Source organism: Streptomyces sp. NPDC005374 (assembly GCF_042872225.1).
Classification (GTDB): Bacteria; Actinomycetota; Actinomycetes; order Streptomycetales; family Streptomycetaceae; genus Streptomyces.
Genome location: NZ_JBIAKA010000015.1, coordinates 89,694 through 114,657 on the forward strand (window position 1 = coordinate 89,694; position 24,964 = coordinate 114,657).

General features: G+C 69.0%; 16 protein-coding genes and 5 pseudogenes. 14 read left to right on the forward strand and 7 right to left on the reverse strand.

The genetic code is table 11. The annotated features are described in order from the left end of the window. Nucleotides 1–61: 61 nt before the first annotated feature. Both ACFYRX_RS33115 and ACFYRX_RS33120 read right to left on the reverse strand, forming a co-directional pair. Nucleotides 62–823 (reverse strand): hypothetical protein, encoded by a 762-nt coding sequence (locus ACFYRX_RS33115; protein WP_389107743.1) that lies wholly within the window; start codon nucleotides 821–823, stop codon nucleotides 62–64. Further along, a pseudogene (locus ACFYRX_RS33120) lies at nucleotides 820–1,735 on the reverse strand (IS701 family transposase); the annotation flags it as partial. The gene ACFYRX_RS33115 and the pseudogene ACFYRX_RS33120, both read right to left, overlap by 4 nt. 56 nt (nucleotides 1,736–1,791) lie before the next feature. Between ACFYRX_RS33120 and ACFYRX_RS33125 the strand changes: the two are divergent. Then, nucleotides 1,792–3,474 (forward strand): annotated as a pseudogene (locus ACFYRX_RS33125) (ISAzo13 family transposase); the annotation flags it as partial. On the opposite strand, the pseudogene ACFYRX_RS33130 reads toward ACFYRX_RS33125, so the two are convergent. Then, nucleotides 3,474–3,635, reverse strand: a pseudogene (locus ACFYRX_RS33130) (transposase); the annotation flags it as partial. The pseudogenes ACFYRX_RS33125 and ACFYRX_RS33130 overlap by 1 nt on opposite strands. 41 nt (nucleotides 3,636–3,676) lie before the next feature. Here ACFYRX_RS33130 and ACFYRX_RS33135 point away from each other — a divergent pair. From ACFYRX_RS33135 to ACFYRX_RS33145, 3 genes and pseudogenes are all read left to right on the forward strand, one after another. Continuing rightward, nucleotides 3,677–4,546, forward strand: a pseudogene (locus ACFYRX_RS33135) (IS5 family transposase). Between the two features lie 78 nt (nucleotides 4,547–4,624). After that, nucleotides 4,625–5,287 (forward strand): hypothetical protein, encoded by a 663-nt coding sequence (locus tag ACFYRX_RS33140; protein ID WP_389107746.1) that lies wholly within the window; start codon nucleotides 4,625–4,627, stop codon nucleotides 5,285–5,287. Nucleotides 5,288–5,334: 47 nt separating this feature from the next. After that, a pseudogene (locus tag ACFYRX_RS33145) lies at nucleotides 5,335–5,649 on the forward strand (transposase family protein); the annotation flags it as partial. 28 nt (nucleotides 5,650–5,677) lie between these two features. On the opposite strand, the gene ACFYRX_RS33150 reads toward ACFYRX_RS33145, so the two are convergent. Further along, the gene (locus tag ACFYRX_RS33150; RefSeq protein ID WP_389107749.1) at nucleotides 5,678–6,325 is read right to left on the reverse strand and encodes a ScbR family autoregulator-binding transcription factor; all 648 of its coding nucleotides are present in this window, start codon (nucleotides 6,323–6,325) and stop codon (nucleotides 5,678–5,680) included. Between the two features lie 691 nt (nucleotides 6,326–7,016). On the opposite strand from ACFYRX_RS33150, the gene ACFYRX_RS33155 reads away from it, so the two are divergent. From ACFYRX_RS33155 to ACFYRX_RS33165, 3 genes are all read left to right on the forward strand, one after another. Beyond that, nucleotides 7,017–7,148 (forward strand): hypothetical protein, encoded by a 132-nt coding sequence (locus ACFYRX_RS33155; RefSeq protein WP_389107751.1) that lies wholly within the window; start codon nucleotides 7,017–7,019, stop codon nucleotides 7,146–7,148. Between the two features lie 653 nt (nucleotides 7,149–7,801). Next, nucleotides 7,802–8,326, forward strand: coding sequence for an AAA family ATPase (locus tag ACFYRX_RS33160; RefSeq protein WP_389107754.1), 525 nt, complete (start codon nucleotides 7,802–7,804; stop codon nucleotides 8,324–8,326). Nucleotides 8,327–8,544: 218 nt separating this feature from the next. Further along, on the forward strand, nucleotides 8,545–9,126 hold the full coding sequence (locus tag ACFYRX_RS33165) for an SMI1/KNR4 family protein (protein WP_389107757.1): 582 nt from the start codon (nucleotides 8,545–8,547) through the stop codon (nucleotides 9,124–9,126). A 307-nt stretch (nucleotides 9,127–9,433) separates the two neighbouring features. On the opposite strand, the gene ACFYRX_RS33170 is transcribed toward ACFYRX_RS33165, so the two are convergent. Next, nucleotides 9,434–11,773 (reverse strand): MMPL family transporter, encoded by a 2,340-nt coding sequence (locus tag ACFYRX_RS33170; RefSeq protein WP_389107760.1) that lies wholly within the window; start codon nucleotides 11,771–11,773, stop codon nucleotides 9,434–9,436. Between the two features lie 142 nt (nucleotides 11,774–11,915). Here ACFYRX_RS33170 and ACFYRX_RS33175 point away from each other — a divergent pair, with 142 nt between their 5' ends. Further along, entirely contained in the window at nucleotides 11,916–12,554 is a 639-nt protein-coding gene (locus tag ACFYRX_RS33175; protein ID WP_389107763.1) for a TetR/AcrR family transcriptional regulator, read from the forward strand. A gap of 381 nt (nucleotides 12,555–12,935) precedes the next feature. Here the strand turns inward: ACFYRX_RS33175 and ACFYRX_RS33180 are convergent, their stop codons facing one another. Next, a complete protein-coding gene (locus ACFYRX_RS33180; protein WP_389107765.1) occupies nucleotides 12,936–13,271 on the reverse strand; it encodes a substrate-binding domain-containing protein in 336 nt (111 codons plus the stop codon). 50 nt (nucleotides 13,272–13,321) lie between these two features. Between ACFYRX_RS33180 and ACFYRX_RS33185 the strand changes: the two genes are divergently transcribed. The 4 genes from ACFYRX_RS33185 (at nucleotide 13,322) to ACFYRX_RS33200 (ending at nucleotide 18,108) form a co-directional block, all read left to right on the forward strand. Then, nucleotides 13,322–13,513, forward strand: coding sequence for a hypothetical protein (locus ACFYRX_RS33185; RefSeq protein ID WP_389107767.1), 192 nt, complete (start codon nucleotides 13,322–13,324; stop codon nucleotides 13,511–13,513). 474 nt (nucleotides 13,514–13,987) lie between these two features. Continuing rightward, nucleotides 13,988–16,174, forward strand: a complete 2,187-nt coding sequence (locus ACFYRX_RS33190; RefSeq protein WP_389107770.1) for an RICIN domain-containing protein — start codon at nucleotides 13,988–13,990, stop codon at nucleotides 16,172–16,174. A gap of 49 nt (nucleotides 16,175–16,223) precedes the next feature. Then, entirely contained in the window at nucleotides 16,224–17,339 is a 1,116-nt protein-coding gene (locus ACFYRX_RS33195) for a lectin (RefSeq protein WP_389107772.1), read from the forward strand. 13 nt (nucleotides 17,340–17,352) lie between these two features. Further along, complete coding sequence (locus ACFYRX_RS33200) at nucleotides 17,353–18,108, forward strand: NPP1 family protein (RefSeq protein WP_389107775.1); 756 nt, start codon at nucleotides 17,353–17,355, stop codon at nucleotides 18,106–18,108. A gap of 103 nt (nucleotides 18,109–18,211) precedes the next feature. On the opposite strand, the gene ACFYRX_RS33205 is transcribed toward ACFYRX_RS33200, so the two are convergent. After that, nucleotides 18,212–18,817, reverse strand: coding sequence for a TIGR03086 family metal-binding protein (locus tag ACFYRX_RS33205; RefSeq protein WP_389107778.1), 606 nt, complete (start codon nucleotides 18,815–18,817; stop codon nucleotides 18,212–18,214). A gap of 292 nt (nucleotides 18,818–19,109) precedes the next feature. Between ACFYRX_RS33205 and ACFYRX_RS33210 the strand changes: the two genes are divergently transcribed. Then, nucleotides 19,110–19,976, forward strand: a complete 867-nt coding sequence (locus ACFYRX_RS33210; RefSeq protein WP_389107780.1) for a DUF4132 domain-containing protein — start codon at nucleotides 19,110–19,112, stop codon at nucleotides 19,974–19,976. Further along, nucleotides 19,973–24,895: a DNA-binding protein gene (locus ACFYRX_RS33215; protein ID WP_389107783.1), complete on the forward strand. Its 4,923-nt coding sequence runs from the start codon at nucleotides 19,973–19,975 to the stop codon at nucleotides 24,893–24,895. Before ACFYRX_RS33210 ends, ACFYRX_RS33215 begins: the two co-directional genes overlap by 4 nt. The last annotated feature ends 69 nt before the right edge of the window (nucleotides 24,896–24,964 follow it).

Consider the following 24,964-nt stretch of genomic DNA (forward strand, 5'->3'; position numbering starts at 1 on the left):
ATTTCAGCCGTAGATCATTACGGTGGTGGCATCGGTCGGCCGAGTCACTGCCCGGACCGTGCTATCCGTGTGTGGCGGTCCGTCCGAGCCATGGCCTCAGACCCTGCTGCGCGACCCGCAGCACCTCACCCGGGGGTAGCTCGTCAGCTCGTTGGATCACAACGAGACCCCAGTCCTTCCGGCGGACTGCGCCAAGTGTCAACGCGCGCTCACGCTGCAGGTACTTCACCGCCGAAGCCACGTCGGCGACTGGAGGACTTACCTGGTAGCTGGCGAGTTTCCCGACGTACCACTCCAGCCAGTGCTCGCCTTCCCTTGTCGCGGCTCTGGACAATGCGGACTCGGCATTGCCATCGAGAAAGACCATGACCGGCCGGACCGGTGCGAGAACTTCGGTGAGTTCGGTCATGAAGGCGTCGATGGTCTCTTCGCCGTGCCCCATGGCCAGCAGTGTCGGCACGAACGGCATCAGCGCGTCCGCGATCACCACGTCATCGCCTCTCGCCATGACCGCATCGACGAACTTCGCGGTCGCCGCGATCAGCGTCCCTAGCGCGACCGTGCCGGTCGCCTTGAACTCCTCGGCCACCACAGCGAACTGCGGTCGGGTCAAGATCTCTTCCTCGCGGAAGTGGTTCACCCGCTGTCCCATGTCGGCCAGCCACTGGGACAGTCCGTCACACAGCGTCGACTTGCCCACTCCGGGAGATGCTCCCCACACCGTGATCAGAACGGTCATGGTTGCCGAGCCTAGGATCGGCAGCCGTGCCAGCCAACTCCGAGTCGTTCCCGGCCGTTCCGCGTCGCAGATCGTGATCTTCATCTTGGAACTGTTCGGCGCCGGTGGTGGCTAGCACGGGATCGGGCCTGGTGGCGGCGTCGCCATGCTGACCAGCGGAGTTGATGTGCTGCTGGGTGGACGGGCTGGGTGACGAGTGTGGTGAACAGGTGCTGGATCTCGTTGCAGGTGATCGGGATCAGGCCGTCCAGGCCCGGTGCGTGAGCGTGTTCGTGGGCGGTGGCCGCGGCGAGGAAGGCGTGGGCGAGCATCGCGAGGGTCACCCATCGGTGCCAGGACGTCCATCGTCTGACCTGGTGTTCGTCCAGTCCGGCCAGGCTCTTACCGGTCTGGAAGGTCTCTTCGATCGTCCACCGGCGTCCGGTCACCCTCACCCAGGTGGACAGGGGCACTTGGGCAAGCGAGTAGTAGCGGTAGAAGGCGAGCTCGCTGGTCATGCGGTTGAGACGGACGAGCAGGTGCCGGTGGCCGGGCTCCTCATCGGCGATGTGGGCCAGAGCCCAGTCGTAGTAGCGATGTCCCTTGGCTCCGGCCGGCGGAAAGCTTCTGCCAGGCCCGTCTCGGGAGCCGCTTGACCAGGGCGCCGGCGCGGACTCTGCCTGCGCGGGTGGTGATGTGATGGTCGCAGGCGACGGCGAGGACATAGCCAAACTGCCGTTGTTCCAAGGCGGTCCACAGGTGAGGGTTGCTTCCGTAGACCTCGTCGCCGGCCACCCAGGACACGAGGACGCCGGAGTCCAGGGCACGGCCGATCATGCGGGAGTCGAGTGCGGGTTTGGTGGCGAAGCGCACGGTGTCGGGTATCCCTGCAGCCTGGCAGCGGGCCGCCTCCTGGGCCCAGGAGCGCGGAACATACAGTTCCCGGTCGATCGCCGCATGGCCGCGCGGAGTGGAGTAGGCAAGGTGGACAGCGACCTGGCTGTTCTCGATGCGTCCGGGGGCCCGTATTTCAATTACTGCTCGGCAGAGGGGTGTTGGTGGGAGTCTGAGATATGACCCCGTGCCTGTCAGGCCGCGTTGCCGCTCATGCTCTGCGGGCCAAGTTCGATCAGATCCTGCCGCACCTCGATGAGCGCCGCCGCCGGTTGTACCTGGCCAGTGAGGCGACGGCCCTTGGCCGCGGCGGGATCGTCCGGGTCGCCGCCGCCTCCGGCACCAGCACTGCAACCATCGCGCGAGGCATGGCCGAGTTGGCCGGTTGCTCCTCACCGACCCTGCGGGTCCGGGCTCCAGGTGCGGGCCGCAAGCGGCTGACAGACACCGACCCTGGTCTGCGGCCCGCACTGGAGTCGCTGATCGAGCCGCACACCCGAGGCGACCCCGTCTCCCCGTTGCGGTGGACCACGCTGTCGTTACGGGCCCTGGCCTCGACCCTCACCACACAGGGCCACCCGGTCAGCGCTTCAACCGTCGGACACCTGCTGCACACCCTGGGCTACAGCCTGCAGGGAACCGCGAAGACCACAGAGGGCATCAGCCATCCGGACCGCGATGCCCAGTTCACCCACCTCAATGCCACAGCCGCCGCGTTCCTCAACGATGGCCAGCCGGTGATCAGCGTCGACACCAAGGCCAAGGAATGGCTCGGCAACCGTGACCGGCCCGGTTGCACCTGGCGCCCGGGCAAGAACGCGATCAAGGTGGACTGCCACACGTTCACCACCAACGACCAGCCCATGGCGATCCCCTATGGGATCTACGACATTGCCAACAACAGCGGATGGGTCAACGTCGGCACCGACCACGACACCGCCCAGTTCGCAGTGGAGTCCATCCGACGCTGGTGGCAACACCGCGGACGGGCGGACCACCCGAATGCCACCCGGCTCCTGATCACCGCCGACTCCGGCGGCTCCAACGACCCCCGCCGCTGGACCTGGAAAAGCAACCTTGCCACCTTCGCACGAGAGAGCGGCCTGGAGATCACGGTCTGTCACCTACCGCCGGGGACTTCGAAGTGGAACAAGATAGAGCACCGGATGTTCTGCCACATCACCGCGAACTGGCGGGGGCGGCCGCTGACCAGCTACCAGGTGGTCCTCGAGACCATTGCCGCCACAACCACCAGGACCGGCCTGACCATCGGGGCCGAACTGGACACAGGCAGCTACGACCTCGGCATCAGCGTCACACCCGCTGAGTTCCACGCCCTTGCGATCACACCCAACGCCTTCCACGGTGACTGGAACTGCACACTGTCTCCCATTCCACCGCGTGCGCCAGACGCGCCGGCAACGACACACCGGACCGACCCGGCCCTGACCGAGATGCTCACCGACCCGGCCCTGACCGGCATGTCACGAACCGACTTCGAGCATCTGGTGGCGGTCTCGGAACCTTTCTGGGACGCGTTGGCCGAGGCAGCATTCCAGCGACGCTTCCACCGCCCGCGCAGCTACCGCCACCCACAAACCAGCAGCGTGGACCACACCCACCGGCTCCTGGCAGCCATCCTCCGCCGCCGCAGAGCGGTGACCATGACGTTCCTGGCCCAACTACTGGGCGTCAACCGCACCAACCTGTCCATCCAGTACCAGGACGCAAAACGGCTCCTGGAACCTGCAACGGATCGTCGTCACGCCGATAACCGGATCGCCCGCCCGCACCTTGGAACAGCTACACGCCCGAACAACCCCCGCGGGAACCCGTCGCTGACAGTTATTGAAATACGGGCCCCGGCCGTGCCGGTGTACTGGCGCTGGACCCCGACCATGGTGGTGCCTTTCTTCAGGTCGCCGGTCTCACCGACAACCAACACCGCGTCGTCGTCGCGAAGTTGCTCGACGACGAAGCCACGGAGGTCGTCGCGGACCGCGTCGGCGTCCCACCTAGGGCGTGTTTCAGAAGTGGATCAAGGTCGTGCGATGATTACGTGTCGTGGCGCGGGGAGATCTGACAGAAGCGCAGTGGCTTGTGCTGGAGCCGTTGCTGCCGAAGGGCCTCAAGTCCGGACGCCCGCCAGTGCATGCGGCATCTGATCAACGGGATACGGTTCCGTACCCGGACTGGCATACCGTGGCGGGACCTGCCCGAACGGTACGGGCCGTGGGAGACGGTGTACGGACTGTTCCGCCGCTGGCAGCGCGACGGCACTTGGTACCGCATCCTCGAACAGCTCCAGGCCCGGGCCGATGCGCAGGGCCTGATCACCTGGGACGTTTCGGTGGACTCCACCGTCGCCCGCGTCCACCAGCACGCGGCCGGCGCCCGCAAAAGGGGGATCTCCAGGTCGAGCCACCCGGCGGGGTCTTCACCGAGCCCGACGACCACGGGCTCGGACGCTCCCGGGGCGGGCTGACCACCAAGCTGCACCTGGCGGTCGAGCAGGCCCAGAAGCCGATGCCGCTGGTGATCACGGCCGGGCAGCGCGGCGACTCCCCGCAGTTCCAGGTTGTTCTTGGCCCCATCTGCGTGCCCCGGCTCGGGTCCGGCCGGCCTCGCACCCGGCCGGACAAGGTCCGCGCCGACAAGGCGTACGGCTCCCGGGCCAACCGCGCCTACCTGCGGCGACGTCGGATCCGCTGCACCATCCCGGAGAAGCGGGATCAGATCGCCAACCGCAAGAAGCGCGGCTCTCGCGGCGGCCGTCCGCCGAAGTTCGACCCGACCCACTACAAGGAGCGCCACGCGGTGGAGTGCGGCATCAATCGCCTCAAACGCCACCGCGCGGTCGCCACGAGATACGACAAGCTTGCCGTCCGCTACGAAGCGACCGTGTTGATCGCCGCCATCAATGAGTGGCTATAAGAATCCCGCGAATGGCGAGGGCCGATGGGGGCCGACAAACCGGTCGAGAAAGCCTTTGCGGGCTGTCACCCTGGCCAGATGTTGCTCAAGCTGACCGGATCCAGCGGCGCGGGCAAGACCACGCTCGCCGTCGCCGTCGCCGACCGACTGGACGGGGTCGTGGTGCACGACTTCGACGAAGTCGGTGTCCCGGACCCTCCGATCCCTCCCCACTGGCGCAACCGCATGACCGAGGTGTGGGTGCACCGCGCGCGGGAGTACCAGGACCGTGGAATGGACCTGCTGCTGTCCGGGAACTCACCGCTGGGCGAAGTCCTGGCCGCCCCCTCGGCCCCGTCGCTGAACGGGATCGCCGTCTGCCTGATCGACGTCGCCGACCAGGACCGACGCGACCGACTCGCCGCACGCGACGGCGACCGATGGGACCAGGCCGCCACCGACGCCTTCTGCGGCTGGGCCGCCTGGCACCGCGGGCACGCCCGCGACCCGCGCTTCCTGCCTGACATCATCATCGACGGGAGCTGGCCGGAGATGGCCTGGCACCGGTGGACCACGTGGACCGCCGAGGACCCGCGATGGCGCACCCACCTGATCGACACCACTGGCCAGTCGCTCGCGACATCCGTAAACCAGGTCGAGCGATGGGTCACCGAACAGCGCGAGGCGCACCGGTCAGGCCGACTGGCCCTGCCCCGAAGCTGGACAGACGACACGCCCGGACCAGCCGACCACGATGCTTGATCCACTTCTGAAACACGCCCTAGTAGGACTCCGTTAGGTCTGTCTCGGTGTTGGGGGTCGGCGGGATAGCCCCGTTCGCGGGGCTGAGCCCGCGCTGCTTCGGCAAGCTGCTGACCACGTTGCGGCGCGATGGAGCAGATGTGGTCCACCGAGGCCGGCCGTGGAGACTGCCGCTGGAGGACGGGGTGTTGCTCGTCACGACCTACTGGCGCACCAATTTGACGTTACGGCAACTCGCTCCGCTGTTGGGCGTCTCGAAGTCGACGGCCAGCCGAGTCATCAACCACCTCGGGCCCCTGCTCGCACTCCAGCCCCGCAAGCGGTTCGGCAAGGACACCGTGCTCACCGTGGACGGCACCCTCCGGGCGCGTGTCCCGGCCGGCGGGACTGCTACGCCACGGTGGCCTCGATGCGGTTCGCCATGCTGAGCACGCGGGCTCCGCGGTCCGGGGCCATATCCAGCCGCAGCAGTACCGCGGGGGCTGCGATGGAGGGCATGAGGTGGCTCATAAGGACCGAGACCCGGTGCTCGACGTCCCCCAGGTTGTTCTCGACGTACGAGTAGAGCTGCACCCCGTTGAACGCACCGACGATCAGCTCGGCGATTTCGCGTGGCTGGACATGGGCCAGGGTCTCGCCGTTGCGGTGTGCCCGGGACAGCAGGTCGGTCAGTACAACCACCCACACCGACCAGGCACTTCCGCAATGTTCACGGCCGACGGGATCCGCGGAGAGGCGGGCACCTGCCCGTAGGACGGAGTCGATGGGCAGCCGGTGAGCCATCGTCATGGTGATGTCCACGACTTCCTGCAGTCTGGTCTCCTGGGTGGGAAGCCGCTGATCCGCCTGGAGTTCCAGGACTCCCTTGGCCAGTGCTTCCTTCGAGTCGAAGTGGAAGTACAGCGCGCCTTTCGTGACTCCTGCAAGCTTGAGGATGTCCGCGACCGTCGCCGCGACATACCCGTGCTCCGCGAAGACCTGTGCAGCTGCTTCCAGAACCGCACGACGAGTCCGGATTGCCCGTTCTTGTTGAACCACCGGAGCTCTCCCTCAGCCGCCTGTCCCTCCATATCGCGAGAGACCCTCAAAGAAACCGCCCAGTGGGTACTTTATAGGTTCATCGCCCTCAAGTAAGGGGGTCTTGCATGCACTTCGTGTATCGTCCAGTCGCCAAGATGCGGTGGCCAGAAGGCCAAAAGCCGAGGAAGTTAGCAGTTCATGGCCCTACGAGAGATTCTTGAACGGCCAACTCGTTTCTGAGGAAGGCGATCCCGTCGCACGCCGGTCGGGACCCTAAACCGTCCCTAGGGTCTGATTCCTTCTCTCTTAGTCACCTCTCACACATGCGCAGCAATGGATAGCTCCCCCAAAACACGTCACCGGCCTCGCAGTCAAGGGTCCGCAGCAGCAACTCGTTCACCTCGTCCAGCGATCGGACCAGGTGCCGCATGTCGGCCTCGCGCATCAACTGCTCCTGAAAACTGTGCTCGCGTCAGAGCCGGATGCCGCCGAGACCCGTACCGAAATGCGGGCAGTGTACAGACCAGGCTGAGGAACCCCATCAGAGCCACTGGCATGGGCAGTTCCACGGGTCTGCCGGGCAGATCCGTGCGTACGCGGCGGAATAAGGCGAGCCTCTCGCCGCAGTGCCGGGTCTACTGGGCGGACGTCACCGACTCGGAACGGCGAGTTCGCCGTGTGGGACGAAGCGGCAGGGGGAAGGTCCAGCGTGCCTCCCGCGTTCCAGGGCGGCGGCGGCCTGGTCTCCACCTCCGACGACTACCACGCCTACTTCCAGACGCTGTTGAACCACCGGATGCACGAGGGGGAACGGATCTTGCCTCCGACGCCGTCGAGTTGATGACCACCAACCATCTCTCCCCGAGCAACTGACCGCTCGGGAGATCATGTTCAGCAATGTCGCCCACCTGTCGTCCGGTCAGGGTCGAACGGCGGCTGGGGCTTCGGAATGGCGGTGCGCACATATCGCGGGGACTACGCGCCGCCCCTCCGCGAGTTCGGCTGGTTCGGCGGTATCGGCACCACCGCCTACGCAGAAAAGATCAACCAGCTCACCAGAGTTCCTGCTCACCCAGGTCGGGCTGTCCACTCCGGATTCGTCGCGCGCCATGAACGACTCCTGGACCACGCTCTACCAGGCCATCGACTGACAACTTGCAGGCCGACCCGGACATCGCGTCGCCACGGAGGACATGAAATCGCTCCAGCTCCACGCGGTCCCACTGCGCGCAGTCCTTGAGCCTTTTCAATCCTGAGTCTGAGTCGGCCAGGGTATGGGTGACACGTTCGGCCCCGCCGCGCTTCCAGGCTGTACTCGCGCGAGAGCCTCCGGGGGCCGGGAAAAGACGCACACCTCGGCAGCACCGCCCTGTCCCGGGCCGATGGCCACTAGATCGACAAGCGCGTCTACGACTTCCACCGCACCGTCACCGCGGCTTCGATCCGCCTTCGACCCAAGCCGTGATCACTCGGCCCCCGTGACACGATCTGGGCGTGACGACGTTGTTCCTGACGGTCGGCCTGCCCGGGGCCGGAAAGACCACGAGAGCTCGACAGCTGGCCGAAGAGCACAACGCACTGCGGCTGACGCCGGATGAGTGGATGCTCCCGCTGTTCGGCGATCCGCAGCCTGCCGGGAAACGCGATGTGCTGGAAGGACGGCTGCTCTGGCTGGGTCTGGAGGCGCTGAAGCTGGGAACGGACGTGGTCCTGGATTTCGGATGCTGGTCTCGTGAGGAGAGGTCCGCGATCCGCTGGTTGGTGAAGTCCGTGGGCGCGTCCTGTCAGCTCGTGTACGTGCCGGTGGACCACGAGACCCAACGTGCCCGGATCGCGCATCGCCAGTCGACCACCCCTGATCAGACCTTCGTGATGAGCGAGACGGACCTCTTGCACTGGAGGACGCTGTTCGAGGAGCCCGACGCCACGGAACTCGATGGACATGAGGTGGCAGATCCGCCTCGTGGGTGGTCGGGATGGCTGGAGTGGGCCGCTGACCGGTGGCCATCGCTCGCGTGACCGTCCGGCCGACTCTGGTGCGACCCGGTAACGCAGCCTCGCCAGGAGCGCCGGGCCCGGAAAGACGCGCCGGACAGAATCCAGCGCACCGAAGTGAGCGGCGGCCACCGAGGAGTCTGGAAGGCCCGCGAGCGGCAGCTCCTGGAGCCAGACGTCCTGACGCTCAGAAACCCTCGTACTCCTCCCGTTGAGCGCCGCCTGACTGGCATCATCCCTGGATGACTTCGTCGATATCCGAGTCGTGGACCCGCATAGAGGCATGGCTCGCCCGGCACGCGCCTCGAACGTTCGCCGCTCTTGAACCCCCGGCGGAGCGCTCGGCAATCGCCGCGGCCGAACAGGTCATCGGGCAGCCGTTCCCCGAACCGTTGGTGGAGTCGTTACTGCGGCACAACGGCATGGGCGACTACGCACTGTTGCCTCCGTTCTGGTGCCTGCTCGCGGTGCAGAACATCGCCGGGGCCTGGCAGACACGTATGAACATCTACGGAGATGAGCTGGCGGGAGCTGAGGAAGGCGACCCGGACGGGGAGTACGGGCCGTGGTGGCATGCCCAGTGGATCCCCTTCGCCTCCGACGGTGGAGGGGACTACCTCATCATCGACCAACGGCTCTACCGTCGGCGTGGAAGGATCGGCGATGCCGATCATGAGACAGGATGCTCCTTTTCACCCCACCCCATGTGGGCGTCGCTCCCGGCCCTCCTTGACGCAACAGCCACCGCCCTGGTGACCGGCAAGGCGGTGAACGGCTACCAGCCTGTCGCAGTCGACGAGGACGCACTGGACTGGGATTTCTGATGCTCGGACCACCGCGATGACCACAGAACGCGAAGCCTGCCGGGATGCGGATGACGGGGAGCCGGTTCAGCAGGGTGGAACCTGCCCGTCCGCGCATCCTCCCTGACCAATGGGGACGGACTCGAAGTCACCGTCTGCACAAGCTCGTTGACATCCATCACACGGAGGTCAACGACACACGCAGCCCTTCGTCATCACCGAGTGCGGGACAGGGCCGTATATCAACCCCGGACCGGCCGGTCTGCCTGGGACCGTCTCTTCCGCACCGATTAGGTGATGGCGGTGCAGGAAGAGACGGTGCCGCCGGTCAGCCGGCCGTCTGGGCCTGTTGGGCTGGGGTGGGGTGGTGCAGCGGGATCTTCTGTGTGAGCTTGTCGCCTTCGACGTCCAGGTCGGGCAGCAGGCGGTTCAGCCGGGCGGGGATCCACCAGGCTTTCTCCTGGGCGAGTGCCATGGTGGCCGGGATGAACGTCATACGGATGACGAAAGCGTCGATGAGGATGCCGGCGGCCAGTGCGAAGCCGGCTTGTTTGATCATGGGTTGGGCGTTGAAGACGAAGCCGGCGAATACGGAGACCATGATGGTGGCCGCCGCCAGGACGACGGAACTGGCACGGGCGAACCCGGTGACAGTGGCGTTGACGGCGGTGGCACCGTGGACGTGTGCTTCGCGTATGGAGGTCACCAGGAACATCTGGTAGTCCATGGCGAGCCCGTACAGGACGCCGGTGATGATGATGGGCAGCAGACTCACCACGGGTGCGGTGGCGTCGAGTCCGATCAGGCTCTGCAGCCAGCCCCACTGGAAGACGGCCGTGGTGAGGCCGAAGGTGGCGGCGATGCTCAGCAGGAAGCCGAGGGTGGCCATCAGCGGGACCATGAGGGAGCGGAAGACCAGCAGCAGGACGATCAGGGACAGTCCGAGGACTGTGGCCACGTAGAGGGGCAGGACGTCGGCGAGCCGGTCGGAGACGTCGATCGCGAGGGTGGTGAACCCGGCGATGCCGATCTCGGCACCGTGGGTCGCACGGATCTGCGCGCTCTTGTCTCGTAAGGCGGTGGCGAGGTCCTTGGTGGCGTCGTCGTTCGGGCCGCTGCCGGGAATCAGGCTGAGGATGGCGGTGGTACCGGTCTCGTTCATCCCTGCCAGGGAGACCGCTGTGGCGCCCTTGACGCTTCGCAGGTCCGAGGTCACCGCGGCGAGAGTAACGGGGGTGAGGGGCTGGCCGTTCGTCGTGGAATCGACGGCGATCAGGAGGGGGCCGTTGTAGCCGGGTCCGTACGCGTCGCTGACCAGGTCGTAGCCGCGGCGCTGCCCGGTGTCGGTGTTGTAGCTCGCGCCGGAGGGCAGGCCCAGTTTCATGCCGGCGGCGGGCACCGCCAGGATCGCGGGGATGAGGATGGAGGCCGCGAGGGCGGCGTACCTGTGGCGGACCAGGAGCGCTCCCCAGCGGACGGCCCGGGTGTGCTCGGCATCCCCGCCGGTCCGCTCCTGTTCCCTGCGCCGGGTGCGGGCGGGGCAGATGCGTTCCTTGACCAGGCCCAGCAGCGCGGGCAGCAGGGTCAGGGCGAGCAGGACAGCAATCGCGATCGTGCCGGCCGCGACGATGGCCATGGTGCTGAGCAGCGTGATGCCGATGACCAGGAGCCCGGCCAGGGCGATGATGACGGTGCTGCCGGCGAAGAAGACCGCGCTCCCGGCGGTGCCGAGCGCACGGCCGGTCGCTTCATGGGGGTCCATGCCCTGGTCGAGGATCAGCCGGCGTTCTCGGTTGACGATGAACAGTGCGTAGTCGATGCCGACGGCCAGCCCCAGCATCAGTGCCAGCACAGCCGCGAGTGAGTGGATCTCGAAGACGGTGGAGAGGGTGAAGGCGCCGCCGACTCCCACCGTGACGCCGGCCAGGGCGATGATCAGCGGCAGACCCGCCGCGATGACCGATCCCAGGGTGATCAGCAGGACGAGGGCCGCCACGACGACGCCGACGATCTCCCCGACGCCGATGATCTCGGGGATCTCCATCATCGCCGCCGACGGCAGGACGTCCAGGTCGCCGGTCGCGGCCTGCTGCTCGGCGGCCCGGATGGTGCTGTCGATCGTCCCGGCAGGAAGTTCGAAGGTCTGCTGGTCGAACTGGAACTGCATCAGCGCCGTTGAGCCGTCGGCCGAGACGACGACGCCCGGCACCGGCTGACCGCCCTGCTGCAAGGGGACGGGTGTCTTGCCGGAGGACGGCTTTCCAGCGGCTTGGGCGACCGCTGCCTGAGCTCGCAGCAGCGGGCTGTTCTCGCCCCGGGCGGCTTCCCGGGCCAGCAGTTTCCTCGCGTCGACGACGTGGTCGTGGCGGTAGACCGCGTCGACGGCGGCCACCAGGGCGGACCGCACCTTCTCGTCGTTGATCCGGGCACCCTCCGGCGCGGTGAAGAGCAGCATGCCCTGGCCGCCGGATGCCTCCGGCAGGGAGGTGGCCAAGCCGTCGATGACCCGCTGGGACGGGGTGCCGTCGATGCGGACCTCGTTGCTGAGCTTGACCGGATTCGTGACGAGCAGAAGGACGACCGCCGCCAGCACGGCCAGCCATCCTCCGATGACGTACCAGGGTTTGCCGTAGGCGAACTTCCCCAGCCGGTACAGCAGAACGGACACAGGCTTCTCCCTCTGTTCCGGGCGGCCTGACGGGCCAGACCGCACCGCGAAGTGAGAGGGTACTATCAAAGTGAGAGTCGACTATCAATGCGGTAGGATGCTATCGAATGCAGCGGCTCATCGGAGATCAGGGAAGTCACAGATGGCAGCGATGAACGGCCGTGTGCCCCGGCGCCGGGTCGATGCCCGCTCCAGCATGGAACGCATCACCGCTGCGGGACGGACGGTGCTGGGCAGAGGCGAAGCCTCTCTGGAGCAGATCGCGGCGGAAGCCGGCGTGGGCATCGCCACGCTCTACCGCCACTTCCCCAACCGCGAGGCCATCGTCCGGGCCGTCCTGGAGGACATCCTCGAAACCGACCTCCTCCCCCTCGTCGAGCGAGCCGCCGACTCCCCGCACACACGCCAGGCCCTCCAGGACATCGCCACACAGCTGCTCGACCTCATCACCGAGGAGCGGGGCCTGGTCACCTTCGCCGGCAACTTCGCCGACGTCGCGGTGGACGTCCTCCAGCGCTTCAGCACCTCACTCCACCCACTCCTGGTCCGCGCGCAGCAGGCCGGTGAGATCCGTGCCGACCTCACCGCCGAGGACATCCCGCACTTCCTCGTCATGGCCGTCGCCGGCCTCGCACTCCCGGGCACCACACCCTCGCTGCGCGCCCGCTTCATCGCCCTGCTCTTCGACTCCCTCGACCCGGCCAACGCAACTCCCCTCCCCCCACTGCTCGTCGAAGACAACGACCTGCGCGCCTCCGTCCGCAACGTCGCACGCACCTGACCCACGACACCCGCCCTGCCGAGCCGAAGCGCAGGGCCCGACCTGCCGTACGCACCTCGACTCGACGGCCGAGGTCGGACTCCCCTCCCCCGAAGTGCCGTCGTACTCGCCGAGACCAGAAAGGCGACCGGGACTCGACTGTCATGCCGACTGACGAACCGGCGGCAGGAAAGGCTCTTCCCGGCATCACGGCTGAATCCGCCGCGAAGGGCGTGCCGGCCCGCACCACGGAGTACGTCTGTGAACGCCGCGCCTTCGGGCAGAAGTTCGCCGGTCGCAGGAGGCCTTGGGTTTCCTGCCACTCGACCCGGGTGCGGCGAGACGCCGGTGTTCATCGGATTCCTTTCCGTGCGCCCCGGACCGAGTTCACGCGAGCTCTTCTCACATGTCGAGGTGCTGCGGCGAGTTCCCGTTTGTCTCCGGCCAGTTCCGCGGAGGCGAGTGTGCGCAGTCTCGTGCGCGCCCGGGACAGTCGGGAGCGGACAGGGCCGACAGGGACCGGCCCAGTTCCTCGTACGGCACCCGCGCCGCGGTCAGGGTCGGCGTCAGGTCCGCGGCGTAGGGGACGTCGTCGAAGCCGATGAGCGAGACGTCCTTCGGGAGCGGAGCCCCGCCTCGCGCTGCGCGGCCGGCACGCCTGCGGCGATCGCGGCGACCCCCAACGACCACGGCGGCGGCTGCGGTGAAGTCCAAGCCGACCTCCAGCGCGTGGCCCACCCGGCGGCATCCCGAGGGACGTGCGTAGTGGCCCGCCAGTAGGGGACGTCATGGGCGCGCAGCGCGGTCAGATCACCGTCGCGGTGCTGTTCGGCGCTGCTGACTACGGGCCGACCGCCGAGAAAGGGGATGAACCGGTGCCCGGCGGCAAGGAAACGCTCATCGCCGGAAGAGCAGCCCGCCCCTTGCGCTCATCCGGTGTGTCGGCCCACGCCGGAGCCGCTGTCCCGCAGCTCGGGTAGCGACGCCAGGGAATCCTCCGAGTCCCCGACCGGCGGCGGGGCAGCGGTGTCGTTCGTGGTCGCGGGGAACGAGCGCGCGGGAGCGGTGGCCCGGCGGGTATGTCGTACGGGAGGTCCATCCGGTTTCGAGAACGCCGACCCGCCCTCTCGCTCAGGGCGCGGCGGAAGAGCCTCGGAGTGTCGGCCGCTTTCTCGCTCTGCCGGAGACTCCGGTGGCGCGTCTTCGGCGGTGACGCGGATCAGTGCACAGAAGACCTCTGCCCGCGCGAGTCGGCGTCCGACCTCGGCGAAAAGCTGATCGCCGCGATGGTCTGCGAGGTCCCGCCGCCGCTGAGGGAGGCCTCCAAGCCGCCTCGCACTCTCCCGCGCCAACTCCCTTCCCTCAAAACTTACTTCACCCCTTGATCTAAATGGTCCAGACCTTTAGGTTCACAGGTCAGCAAGACACCTCGCCCCCCACGAAGGGCTCTGCGCATGCCCGCCCTCACACGTCTCCGCAGATCCGGCGCCGCCCTGCTCGTCACGGCGGCCGCCACATCCGTCCTGACCTCGCTGCCCACCCCCGCCGACGCCGCGACAGCGCTGCCCACCGGCTTCTCGACTGTCATGAACGCGGCAAGCGGGCGGTGTCTGGACGCCATGTCGGCCGCTACTGCCAACGGCACCGTCGTGCAGCAGTACGTGTGCAACAGGACCACGGCCCAGCAGTGGAGTTTCACCGCCACCAGCGCCGGCTACGTCCGCATCGACAACCGCAACAACACCGCCCAGGTCGTCGACGTGGCCGACGTCTCCACGGACGACAACGCACCTGTGCACCTCTGGGCCTACGGCGGCGGCGCCAACCAGCAGTGGCTGCCCGTCCACGAGGGCGGCGGCGCCTACCACTTCGTCAACCGCAACAGCGGTAAGTGCCTGGACGACCCGGACGCCTCCACCGCCGACAGCGTGCAGTTCGTGCAGTACACGTGCAACGGCAGCGCGGCCCAACGCTTCCAGGTGGTCCCGGTCACCCCGTCGGCCACGAACCCGGACCTCGGTCCGAACGTCACGGTCTTCGACCCCTCCATGTCGTCATCGACGATCCAGTCGAGGCTGAGCTCGATCTTCCAGCAGCAGGAGACCAACCAGTTCGGTTCCCAGCGCTACGCCGTCCTGTTCAAGCCCGGCTCCTACGCCGCGGACGCCGACGTCGGCTTCTACACCCAGGTCGCGGGGCTCGGACTGACCCCGGACGCCGTCACGATCAACGGCGCGGTGCACGCCGAGGCCGACTGGTTCCAGGGCAACGCGACCCAGAACTTCTGGCGGGGAGCCGAGAATCTGTCCGTCAACCCCATCGGCGGCAACGACCGTTGGGCGGTCTCCCAGGCGGCCGCCTACCGCCGGATGCATCTGCGCGGCAACCTCGCCCTGGACGACAACGGCTGGTCCAGCGGCGGCCTGCTCGCCGACACGAAGGTCGACGGACAGGTCGACTCCGGTAGCCAACAACAGTGGTTGACCCGCAACTCCCAGCTCGGCAGCTGGACCGGCGCCAACTGGAACATGGTCTTCGTCGGCAGTCAGGGCGTCCCCGGCACCACCTTCCCCGACCCGCCCCACACCACGGTCGCGCAGTCCCCGGTCAGCCGGGAAAAGCCGTTCCTGTACGTCGACGCCGACGGCGCCTACAAGGTGTTCGTGCCATCGGTGCGGTCCAACTCCACCGGCACCAGCTGGGCGAACGGCTCACCGTCCGGCAACTCCCTCTCCCTGGACACCTTCTACGTCGTGAAGCCGGGCGCGAGTGCCGCGGACATCAACGCGGCCCTGACGGCGGGCAAGAACCTCCTGGTCACCCCGGGTGTGTACCACCTCAACCAGACACTCCAGGTCAACCGCGCCGACACCGTCGTTCTCGGCCTGGGTCTCGCCACGTTCGTCCCGGACAACGGCGTCACCGCGATGAAGGTGGCCGACGTCGACGGGGTGAAGGTCGCAGGTGTCCTCTTCGACGCGGGCACCACCAACTCGCCCACCCTGATGGAAGTCGGGCCGACGGGCTCCTCCGCGTCCCACACCACGAACCCGACCTCCCTGCACGACGTGTACTTCCGCGTCGGCGGCGCAGGCATCGGCAAAGCGACCACCAGCCTCGTCATCAACAGCGACAACGTCATCGGCGACCACTTGTGGATCTGGCGGGCCGACCACGGCAGCGGTGTCGGCTGGACCAGCAACACCGCGGACACCGGCCTCATCGTCAACGGCGACGACGTCACGGCGTACGGCCTGTTCGTCGAGCACTACCAGAAGTACCAGACGGTCTGGAACGGCAACGGCGGCCGCACGTACTTCTACCAGAACGAGATGCCGTACGACCCGCCCAACCAGGCGGCCTGGACGAACGGTTCGACCCAGGGCTACGCCGCCTACAAGGTCGCCGACTCCGTCACCAGCCACCAGGCCTACGGCCTCGGCAGCTACTGCTACTTCAACGTGAACCCGAGTGTGGTCGCGGAACGGGCCATCGAGGCGCCGAACACCGCCGGGGTGCGTTTCCAGAGCATGGTGACCGTCTCCCTCGGCGGCACCGGCACCATCCGGCACGTCGTCAACGGTGCCGGAGGCCCCTCCAACTCCGCGACCAACGTGGCCGATCTGACCAGTTACCCATAAAGCGATGCCCGCAGGCCTCCCCCACCCCCTTCAAGGAGCTCACTCACCCATGTTCATCTCCCTGCACAGAGGCCGCATCGCGGTCTTCGCCGTCCTCGCCGCCGTGCTCACGGCGCTGCTCGCGGTGACACCCGCGCACGCCGCCTCCGGCACCATCACCGGCCTCGCCGGCAAGTGCGTCGACGTGGCGGGCGCGTCCACCGCCAACGGCACGGCCGTACAGATCTACGACTGCAACGGCACCGGCGCGCAGATCTGGTCCAACTCCGGTGACGGGACCCTGCGGGCGCTCGGCAAGTGTCTGGACGTCGCCGACCGCAGCACCGCCGACGGGGCTGCCGTACAGCTCTGGGACTGCTCGGGCGGCGCCAACCAGCAGTGGGTGGTGTCCGGCGCGCGCGACATCGTCAACCCGGCCGCCGACAAGTGCCTGGACGTCCGGGACAACAACAGCGCCAACGGCACCCGGCTACAGATCTGGACCTGCGCCGGAACGGCCAACCAGAAGTGGAACGCGCCCGCGAGCGGAGGCGGGAGTACGCCGTCCGGATTCGTCGTCAGCGAGGCGCAGTTCAACCAGATGTTCCCGAGCCGGAACTCCTTCTACACCTACAGCGGACTGGTGGCGGCGCTGAGCGCCTACCCCGGCTTCGCCACCACGGGCAGCGATATGGTCAAGAAGCAGGAGGCGGCGGCCTTCCTCGCGAACGTGAACCATGAGACCGGCGGGTTGGTGTACATCGTCGAGCAGAACACCGCCAACTACCCGACGTACTGCGACTGGAACCAGTCCTACGGCTGCCCGGCCGGACAGGCCGCCTACTACGGTCGCGGCCCGATCCAACTGTCCTGGAACTTCAACTACAAGGCGGCGGGCGACGCGTTGGGCATCGATCTGCTCAACAACCCCTGGCTGGTGCAGAACGACTCGGCCGTGGCCTGGAAGACCGGTCTCTGGTACTGGAACACCCAGTCCGGCCCCGGCACCATGACCCCGCACAACGCCATGGTCAACCAGGCCGGCTTCGGCCAGACGATCCGCTCCATCAACGGCTCCCTGGAGTGCGACGGCCGCAACCCGGCCCAGGTCCAGAGCCGCGTCGACGCCTACAACCGGTTCACGTCGATCCTCGGGGTCAGCCCCGGCGGCAACCTCTACCGCTGAACAGGGGTACGGCATGCACAAGTTGAGATCCCTCATGACCGCTATGGGCGCACTGGCGCTCGTCGTGGCGATCCCCGCGACCGCCCGGGCGAACGTCCTGACCCTGCTCCCCCAGAACGCCGACGGTCTGGAGCAGACCTTCTCCCCCGCCTACGACTACGATCGCGACGGCTGCTACGCGACCGCCGCGATCGGGGCCGACGGCACGATCAACCCCGGGCTGAAGCTCGGCGGCGACGTCAACGGCAAGTGCCACGACTACGCCCAACTGGCCAACGCCAACACGTACGCTCGGGCGAAGTGCAACAACGGCTGGTGTGCCGTGATGTACGCCAGCTACTTCGAGAAGGACCAGGCCACACTCGGTCCCGCGGCCATCGGGCACACCCACGACTGGGAGCACGTCGTGGTGTGGGTCTCCGGCGACCAGGTCCAGTACGTGGCGGTGTCCCAGCACTCGGGCTACCAGGTGGCCGCGCGCTCGGCGGTGCGGTTCGACGGCACCCATCCGAAGATCGTCTACCACAAGGACGGCGTCTCGACGCACTGCTTCCGGTTCGCGAGCGGTAACGACGAGCCGCCGGAGAACGCCACGGGCGGCTGGTTCTACCCGCGGCTGGTCGGATGGAACGGCTATCCCGCCGGGTACCGCGAGAAGCTCGTGGCCGCCGACTTCGGCTCCGCCACGCTGAAGATCGACGACGGCGACTTCCAGTACGCCCTCGACCACTCCAAGCCGTCCGGGATCGGCTTCGATCCGTACGCGTGACACCGGACGGTCGTCCCCACTCCGGAAGAGGCAGCAACACGGAGGTGGTGGCATGGCGACGAGCGCCGTGGTCGCCTTGCCGCCGCGCAGGGAGCGGCGGGGGCTACGCGGCGCTCCAGCGAGGATCGCGGCCGAGGTAACGCAGCAGGACCGCCACATCGTCGTCGCCCTGTTCGGTGGTCAGGGCGGCGGCGTACGCGCCATATGGGCGCAGCGGCTCGACGATCTCCCTGGCGACCTCGAGGAGGGGGCGGGCCAACCCGGGCGTGAGCGGCGACGGCCGGTCCGTTCCCCGGGCGATGTCCCATGCATGGACCGCCGCGTCCAGCCCGCATGCCGCCGAGCCGGACCACGGAGACATCTTGTGAGGCGGCACGGGTGTGGGCACCTCGGTGGCGTCCCGGTCGACCCCCGCCCACGCCCTCGCCGCGCGGGCCAGGGCGTCCTCCAGGAACTCCGCCGGGTCCGTGCCTTCCATCTCGCCCGACGGGTCGAACGGGTTGAAGTCGGGGCCGGGTTCGCCGGTCAGTGCGGCGGCATAGCCGATCTGGTCGCCGACGGCGTGCTGGAAGACCTGGGCGACGGTCCAGCCCGCGCAGGGCGTTGGCAGGTACCAGCCGTCGGCGGGGACGGCGCCAACCGCCACGCGCAGGGCTTCGTGGGAGGCGTCCAGAACGTCCCAACCGCTGGAGATCATGTCATCGCTCATCAGAGAGTCCCCCTTCTGCGCCGCCCCGTCACACCCCGCCAACCGACCGCCAACTGGCCGAAACCGCATGGTCGGACGTCCACCGTCACAGGTCCTCCCGCGCCGCACGAAGCCGTGGCCACACCCGCCCAGCGGGTCCGTCACGCCGGACAGAAGGAGCTCTGCGAACCGCTCTCGGCACCGATTGTCAGTGATCACCGCTAACGTTCCGCACATCGTCGCACTGACGCCGGGATGTACGCGGCTGAACTGTGCTTTCTTCTTGCTGACTTGATGTGAAAGGCGGGGACTCGTGGGTTGGCTCTCGGCGGGTGACGGGTATGAAATCGCCCTGGTGGACGGGCGGGTGGCAGCGCGTGCCACCGCGGGCCGGGCAGCGGGGCGGCAGCTGAAATCACTGCCGCGCGCGCTGCGCGACCATCCTGAGGGGGACCGGCTGCGGCGGTTCGCCGAATGGCTGGATCGCCACGCCACGGCGTGCGTCGCACAGGTCGACTCCTGGATGGTGTCGTCCCTTCCCGTCCCCACCGGTCTGCTGGCCCGGGTGTGGCCGGACGAGGCCTGGCAGTCGGCGCTGCGCGACCTCGCCGTGGTGGGCGACGACCCCGACGAGGTCGGTTTCCTGCGCGGGGCCACCGAGGACGGCGAACTGCGCGTGGTGAACCTCGACGGCGAGACCGTACGGCTGTCCCCGCTCACGGTCACGCTGCCGCACCCGGTGCTGCTCCCGGACCTCGACGACATCCGCGAGTTCGCGGCGGAGCTGGGCATCGTGCAGGGCGTGGAGCAGATCCACCGCGCGACCTGGCAGCGGCCCGAGGACCTCGATGCCAAGGCCACCGAGATACGGGAGTTCAGCGGGGGTTCCTTCCGTTCCCGCTTCGCTCTTGCCGCACGGGCGAGTTCGCTCGGCTACCGCGTCTCGGGGGGCTACGCCACGGCCCGGGTCCGCGACGGCGGCCGCACTGTGGAGGCCAGTGTGTGGATCGGCGAGCCGTACTGGGAGGACACGGTGGAGACGGGCGGCCTCACCTGGCACGACCACAACAGCCGCGCCCTCCCGCTGCGGGAGGTGGGGCCGGTGGCCTGGTCGGAGGGGATGCGGATGGCCGCGGCACTCTACGCCGGGCGCACGATCGAGGAAGGCAAGAACGCATGAGCGGGGGGACGCAGGTGTCGCACGAGGAACTGCTGTCGGCGGGCGCGGTCCTGCCGCCGGACACCGAGGGGGCCGGAGAGCGGGCGGTGCCGCTGACCGCACGCGCCTACCGCCATCCGGGCCTCGACGACCGTGTCGTGGTCCGGCTGGTCGCCGGCGAGCTGGGCGCCGCCGAGGACCTGGCTGCCGGCTTCCTCGGCCTGGAGCCGGCCGCGGAGCCGGCGGTCGTAGGTCTCGGACTGCGCCAGTCGCTGGGCTTTCCCGAGTGGGTGCTCGTGCACCACCCCGAGGACGGCCACCATGCCCTGGGCGTCGTCCCGGACCTGGAGCGGGCGGCCCGGCAGGCCAAGTCCCGCCCGAAGGCCGCGCTGGACGCCTACCTGGAACTCGGTCAGCGGCTGGCCGCGTCGGTGCCGCACTTCCTGCCGACCTTCTACGAGCAGGCCGGCCGGGTGTTCCTCGCCGAGGAGAACGCCACCTACGCCGCCCAGTTGTTCACCCGTGCCCGCAAGGCGGAGGCGGAGCACGGACTGACGGTGCAGGAGGACCGCCTGGACGCGGTGTTCCTGGAGTTCGCGCTGGCCGGTGCGCTGCCGGTGAAGGTGCTCTCCTCCTACGGCAAGGAACTGGCCGCCCGGGTCTCCGCCGAGGAGGCGCTGGAGCGCTTCACCCGCCTGTGCCTGCGCCGCACCGCGGGCGGGCTGCCGCCCTCCGCCCAGATGGCGGGCGGCCTGCGGAAGCTGGCCCGCGGCGCCGGCCAGGACGCCGACCGGGCCGAGCAGGACTATCTGGCCGAACTGCTCGGCCTGCCGGCCACGTTGCGTGCCACGGGCGGCTGGTGGAAGGGCCACCGGGCCGCGCTGGTGGCGCTGGCCGAGCGGGAACCGCATGTACGCGGCACCCTGCTGGACATGCTCCCGGCCGGCGCCGACGCGGACATGCCCGCGATGTGGCTCGAGGTCCTGGAGACATCCGGCGCCACCAGGGGACTGTGGGACGACTCCCTGCCCGCGGAACAGCGGCCGAGCGGCGGCGCCGCGGACTGGCTGGAGCGCTTCCTGACGTTCCGGGAGCGGGCCCGGTCCTGGCGCAGCTCCACCCGGATGCCGCAGCTGTACCCGCTGGTGGAGCGGGCAGCGGCCGGGCTGCGCAGCGAACTCGCCGCGTCCGAGCGTGCGTTGAGGGTCACGCACGACATGGACCTGATCGATCTGCTGCTGTCCCTGGACGTGCCGGTGGCAGCTCCCGGCAAGGACCAGGAGCTACCGCTGACGGCGTGGGCCATCGGCGAAGGACAGCGGGAGCTGACCCTCCTCGGCGCCGACGGACGGTTCCGGGACGCCTTCCTGCAGGGCGCCGACCGTTTCCACCAGGGCGACCAGGCGCTGCGCGCCATCCGGCTGCTGGCGGCCTCGCCCGGCGGCCGCCCCTGGCTGACGGAGTGGGTGAGCACCGTGGTGCGGCGCTTCACCGCCGTGGGCCTGCCCGGGCTGCCGAACGCGCTGAACCGGCTCGGATGGCTGCCCCCCGAGGCGCTGGCGCTGGCCGAGGACGACGTCCGCGCCGCCGTCGCCACCGATCTCGCGCCGGTCCTGGCCCGCACCCTGCGCGGCGGACTCTTCGACGAACTGGGCTGGCCGGCCTGGGAGGAGGCGACGGCCGATCTCGTCGCCAAGGACCGGGTGCAGGACATCGTGGTCGCCGACGCCTGGCCCCACCTCGTCGTGGCCGGCAAGACCCAGGCCCGTGTGATCGGCGCCGCCGGCACCCTGCTCACCCACGACCTGCGGGTGCCCGCGAACGACGTCGCGGGCGACCCGGGCTTCCACCACGTGGACGGCGAGCTCCTGGTGTACTGGAACTCCCGCAAGGACGGTCTGCGCGGATACTGGCACTCGCGTGCCGACCGCGTCGAGTCCCTCAAGGGCGCGCACCGTACTCGGGGTACCGAGATGGACTGGTACCGCGGAAACTTCCCGATCACGCTGCCGCTGACGGGTGGTGGCCGGACCACCGGACGCGGGGTCCTGCATGCCGGGGACACCACCCTGCCGGACGAACGGCAGGTGCTCTTCGACGGATCGTCCTACTGGGTGTGGCACGCGGACTCCGAGGACCGTGAGGCGCACGGCTGGTACGAATACGACCCGGCCACCAACGAGCGCGGGCGGATGAGCAAGCCCGCCTTCCTCGCCGACGCCCTGCGCGACGCCCCTTCGGGCAGCACCTATGTGGGCGGCCGGCTACGCCCCTCCCCCACCACCGACACCACCCCGGTATGCGCTCCCGTGGACGGCTTGGTCGGCCTGCGCGTGATGAAGCTGCCCGACGGTTCACGGCGCGCCGAGGACCTCGCCGGACACTCCGTCACCCTGCCCGCCGCAGCCGGTGCGCCCAACCGGCTCATCGTCTTCCCGGGCGCGGACCGGGCCACCGCCGTCGTCCGCGACAACTGGCAGCTCGACCTGGTCGACGCCGACGGCGTCCACACCGCCTGGGCCAAGACCGACCGCACCCCCGGCGACTTCGGCGAGGGCACCCTGCTGCTGCCTCCCGTGCAGTTCTGGGAGTGCATGACGGCACGTGACCCGGAGGGGTCGAAGGCGCTGCGGACCATCGACCGGGATACGGCCGCGGCACTGCTGGCCGCCGCGTCCGGCAAGGACGGCGAGGACGGCGAGGACGGGCACGCGCTGACCGACGCCATCCGCGCCCTCCTGCCGGTCAGCCACGACGCGCTCGTGAAGGGCATCGCCGGAGTCGTCCGCTTCGCCGCGGCCCAGCAGGCCGTGCTGGACGCGGCGGCCATCCGGCTGACCCGCGCTCTGGAAGGCGGCCTGGAGGACGAGGGGCCGGCGGGACCGGCGGACAGCACGATCATGGCGGCGGTGAACGGGCTCGGCGCGTCCCGCAGTCACTGGTGGAACCGCGACGACGAGGCCGACACCGTCTTCCGTGCCCTGCGTGTCCTGACCCGGGCCGCCGGACTCGGCGACACCGCCCTGCCCGCCCTTCCCGACGCACGCCTCCACCTCGACGCTCACCCGCTGCCCTCCGGACAGCCCGACCTGGAGACCCTCCTGGAGAGGGTGACCGCACTGGCCTACCGGACGGCCTCCGGCACGACCGCCGAAGAGCACCGCGAGGTCCTGCGCGCCCTCCTCGCGGAGTTCGACCGCCTCGGTCTGACCCCGGACGACTCCACCGCCTGGCGCAAGATGAGCCTGCACCTGGAAGCGGCGCCGCTGCGCACCGCCTCGGGCGAATGGCGCGACGGCTCGTGGGACGGCGTGCTCCCGCTGGCCGACGGCGCCTTCATCGCCGTCACGGGACACCGTGCGCTCAACGACGACGGGGGAACCTTCACCGGCTACTTCCACGACCCGGCCGGGCGCTTCGAGACACCAACGCCCTACAAAGCGCTGCAATCGCGGCCGCTGGGCGAGAACCCGGCCCCCGGCCGGATGCGGACGTTCCTCGCCGAACTGGCCGAGCGCGGCCCGGCTCCCTGGTTCCCGGAAGCCGCCGAGGAGTTCGCCCGCCTCACCGGCGTGAGCGAGACCATGGCCCGGCTCGTCGTTGCCGGTCTGCCGGGGATCGACGCCTACGAGCGCAGCTTCCTCAGCGCCGAGGCACGCACCTTCATCGGCGTGAAGGCGGCCCCTGCGGCGGTCGCCAAGGACGAACTGCACGGCGTCGACGGCGCGGTGCGGGCCGCCGTAGTGGGCGCCCTGCTGCCCGCCGAACCCGCCCGGTTGTGGACCGAGGGCCCGGACGCGGCGGCGGCCGCCGCGGTGTGGAACGCCAAGGTGGGCAAGCGGGTGGCCGTCCCCGAGGAACTGCTAGGTGACGCGATCCGCGCCTTCCGGCACGCCTCCTGGCCGATCCGGCAGGCGCTGCCCGCCCTGCTGGACCCGGCCGCCTCGCCCCAGCTCAGCCGGGACCTCACCTGGGCGGTCAACGGCGACCGGGTGCGGCCCGTCGGCGACGACACGGACGGGTTCACCGCACCGACGCTGGTCGGCGCGGTCGGTCTGATCGCCTGGCTCGCCCACCGGCTGCCCGCCGGCGACCCGGTCCGCGCCGCGCTGCCCCCGGCCCTCACCGCCGTGCGTGAACGGCTCGCCCACCCCGGACTGATGCTCGACCTGGGGCGCTACATCAGCCTGCCCGACTTCCGGAAGACCGCGGGCACTCCCACCGAGATCGGGCCGGGCTTCGAGCGGTACGGCGCCGTCGTCCTGGCCACCCACGACGACCAGCCCGCCCCGGCCATCCGCGTCGACCTCCTCGACGAGGCCGGCCAGGACCCCTACCTGCCCGCGGTGCGCGTCGACAACCAGCGCCCCTACGACGCCGAGGTGGCGCTGCGTCTGGTCCGCGACCAAGGGCTCGCGGCCCTGCTCGCCGACCCCGGTGAGCCGATCGCGGGAGACCGGGACAAGGACGCCACCTGGTGGCCGCAGGATCCTAGCCGCTCGGTTCCCGAGCTGGTCACCGAGGTGGCCAAGGAGTACGGGCTGGGCGAGGACGCCGCCACGGTCTATCTGATGCTGCTGGCCATGCCCGACCCGACCGACCGTATGACGGCCCGTTGGACGGGCTGGAAGCCGGCCCGGCTGAAGGCGGCGCGCTCCGAACTGGCCGCCACCGAGCTCGTGGTGGAGGCCGGCCGGACCCGGGCCGGCCGGTCGCTGTTCCTGCCCGGCGGCTGGGTGGAGCAGTCGGCCCCACAGGTGCCGCTGGAGCGCTGGAAGCTGCCTCTGTTCGGCGAGATGAGCGACGAACACGTTCCGTTCGGCGTGATCGTGCCGTTCGAGCCGGCCGCGGACCTGTTCCGCAGGGCGTGGCAGCGGGTCCAGGACGGCGACGCTCCCCGGTTCGAGGAGCTGAAGGTCCGGCGGGGCCGCCGCCGCTGACGTACCACCGGCCAGGGGCGCCGCTCACCGGCGGCGCCCCTGCCCACCACCTGCTGCTCCCCCGCACAT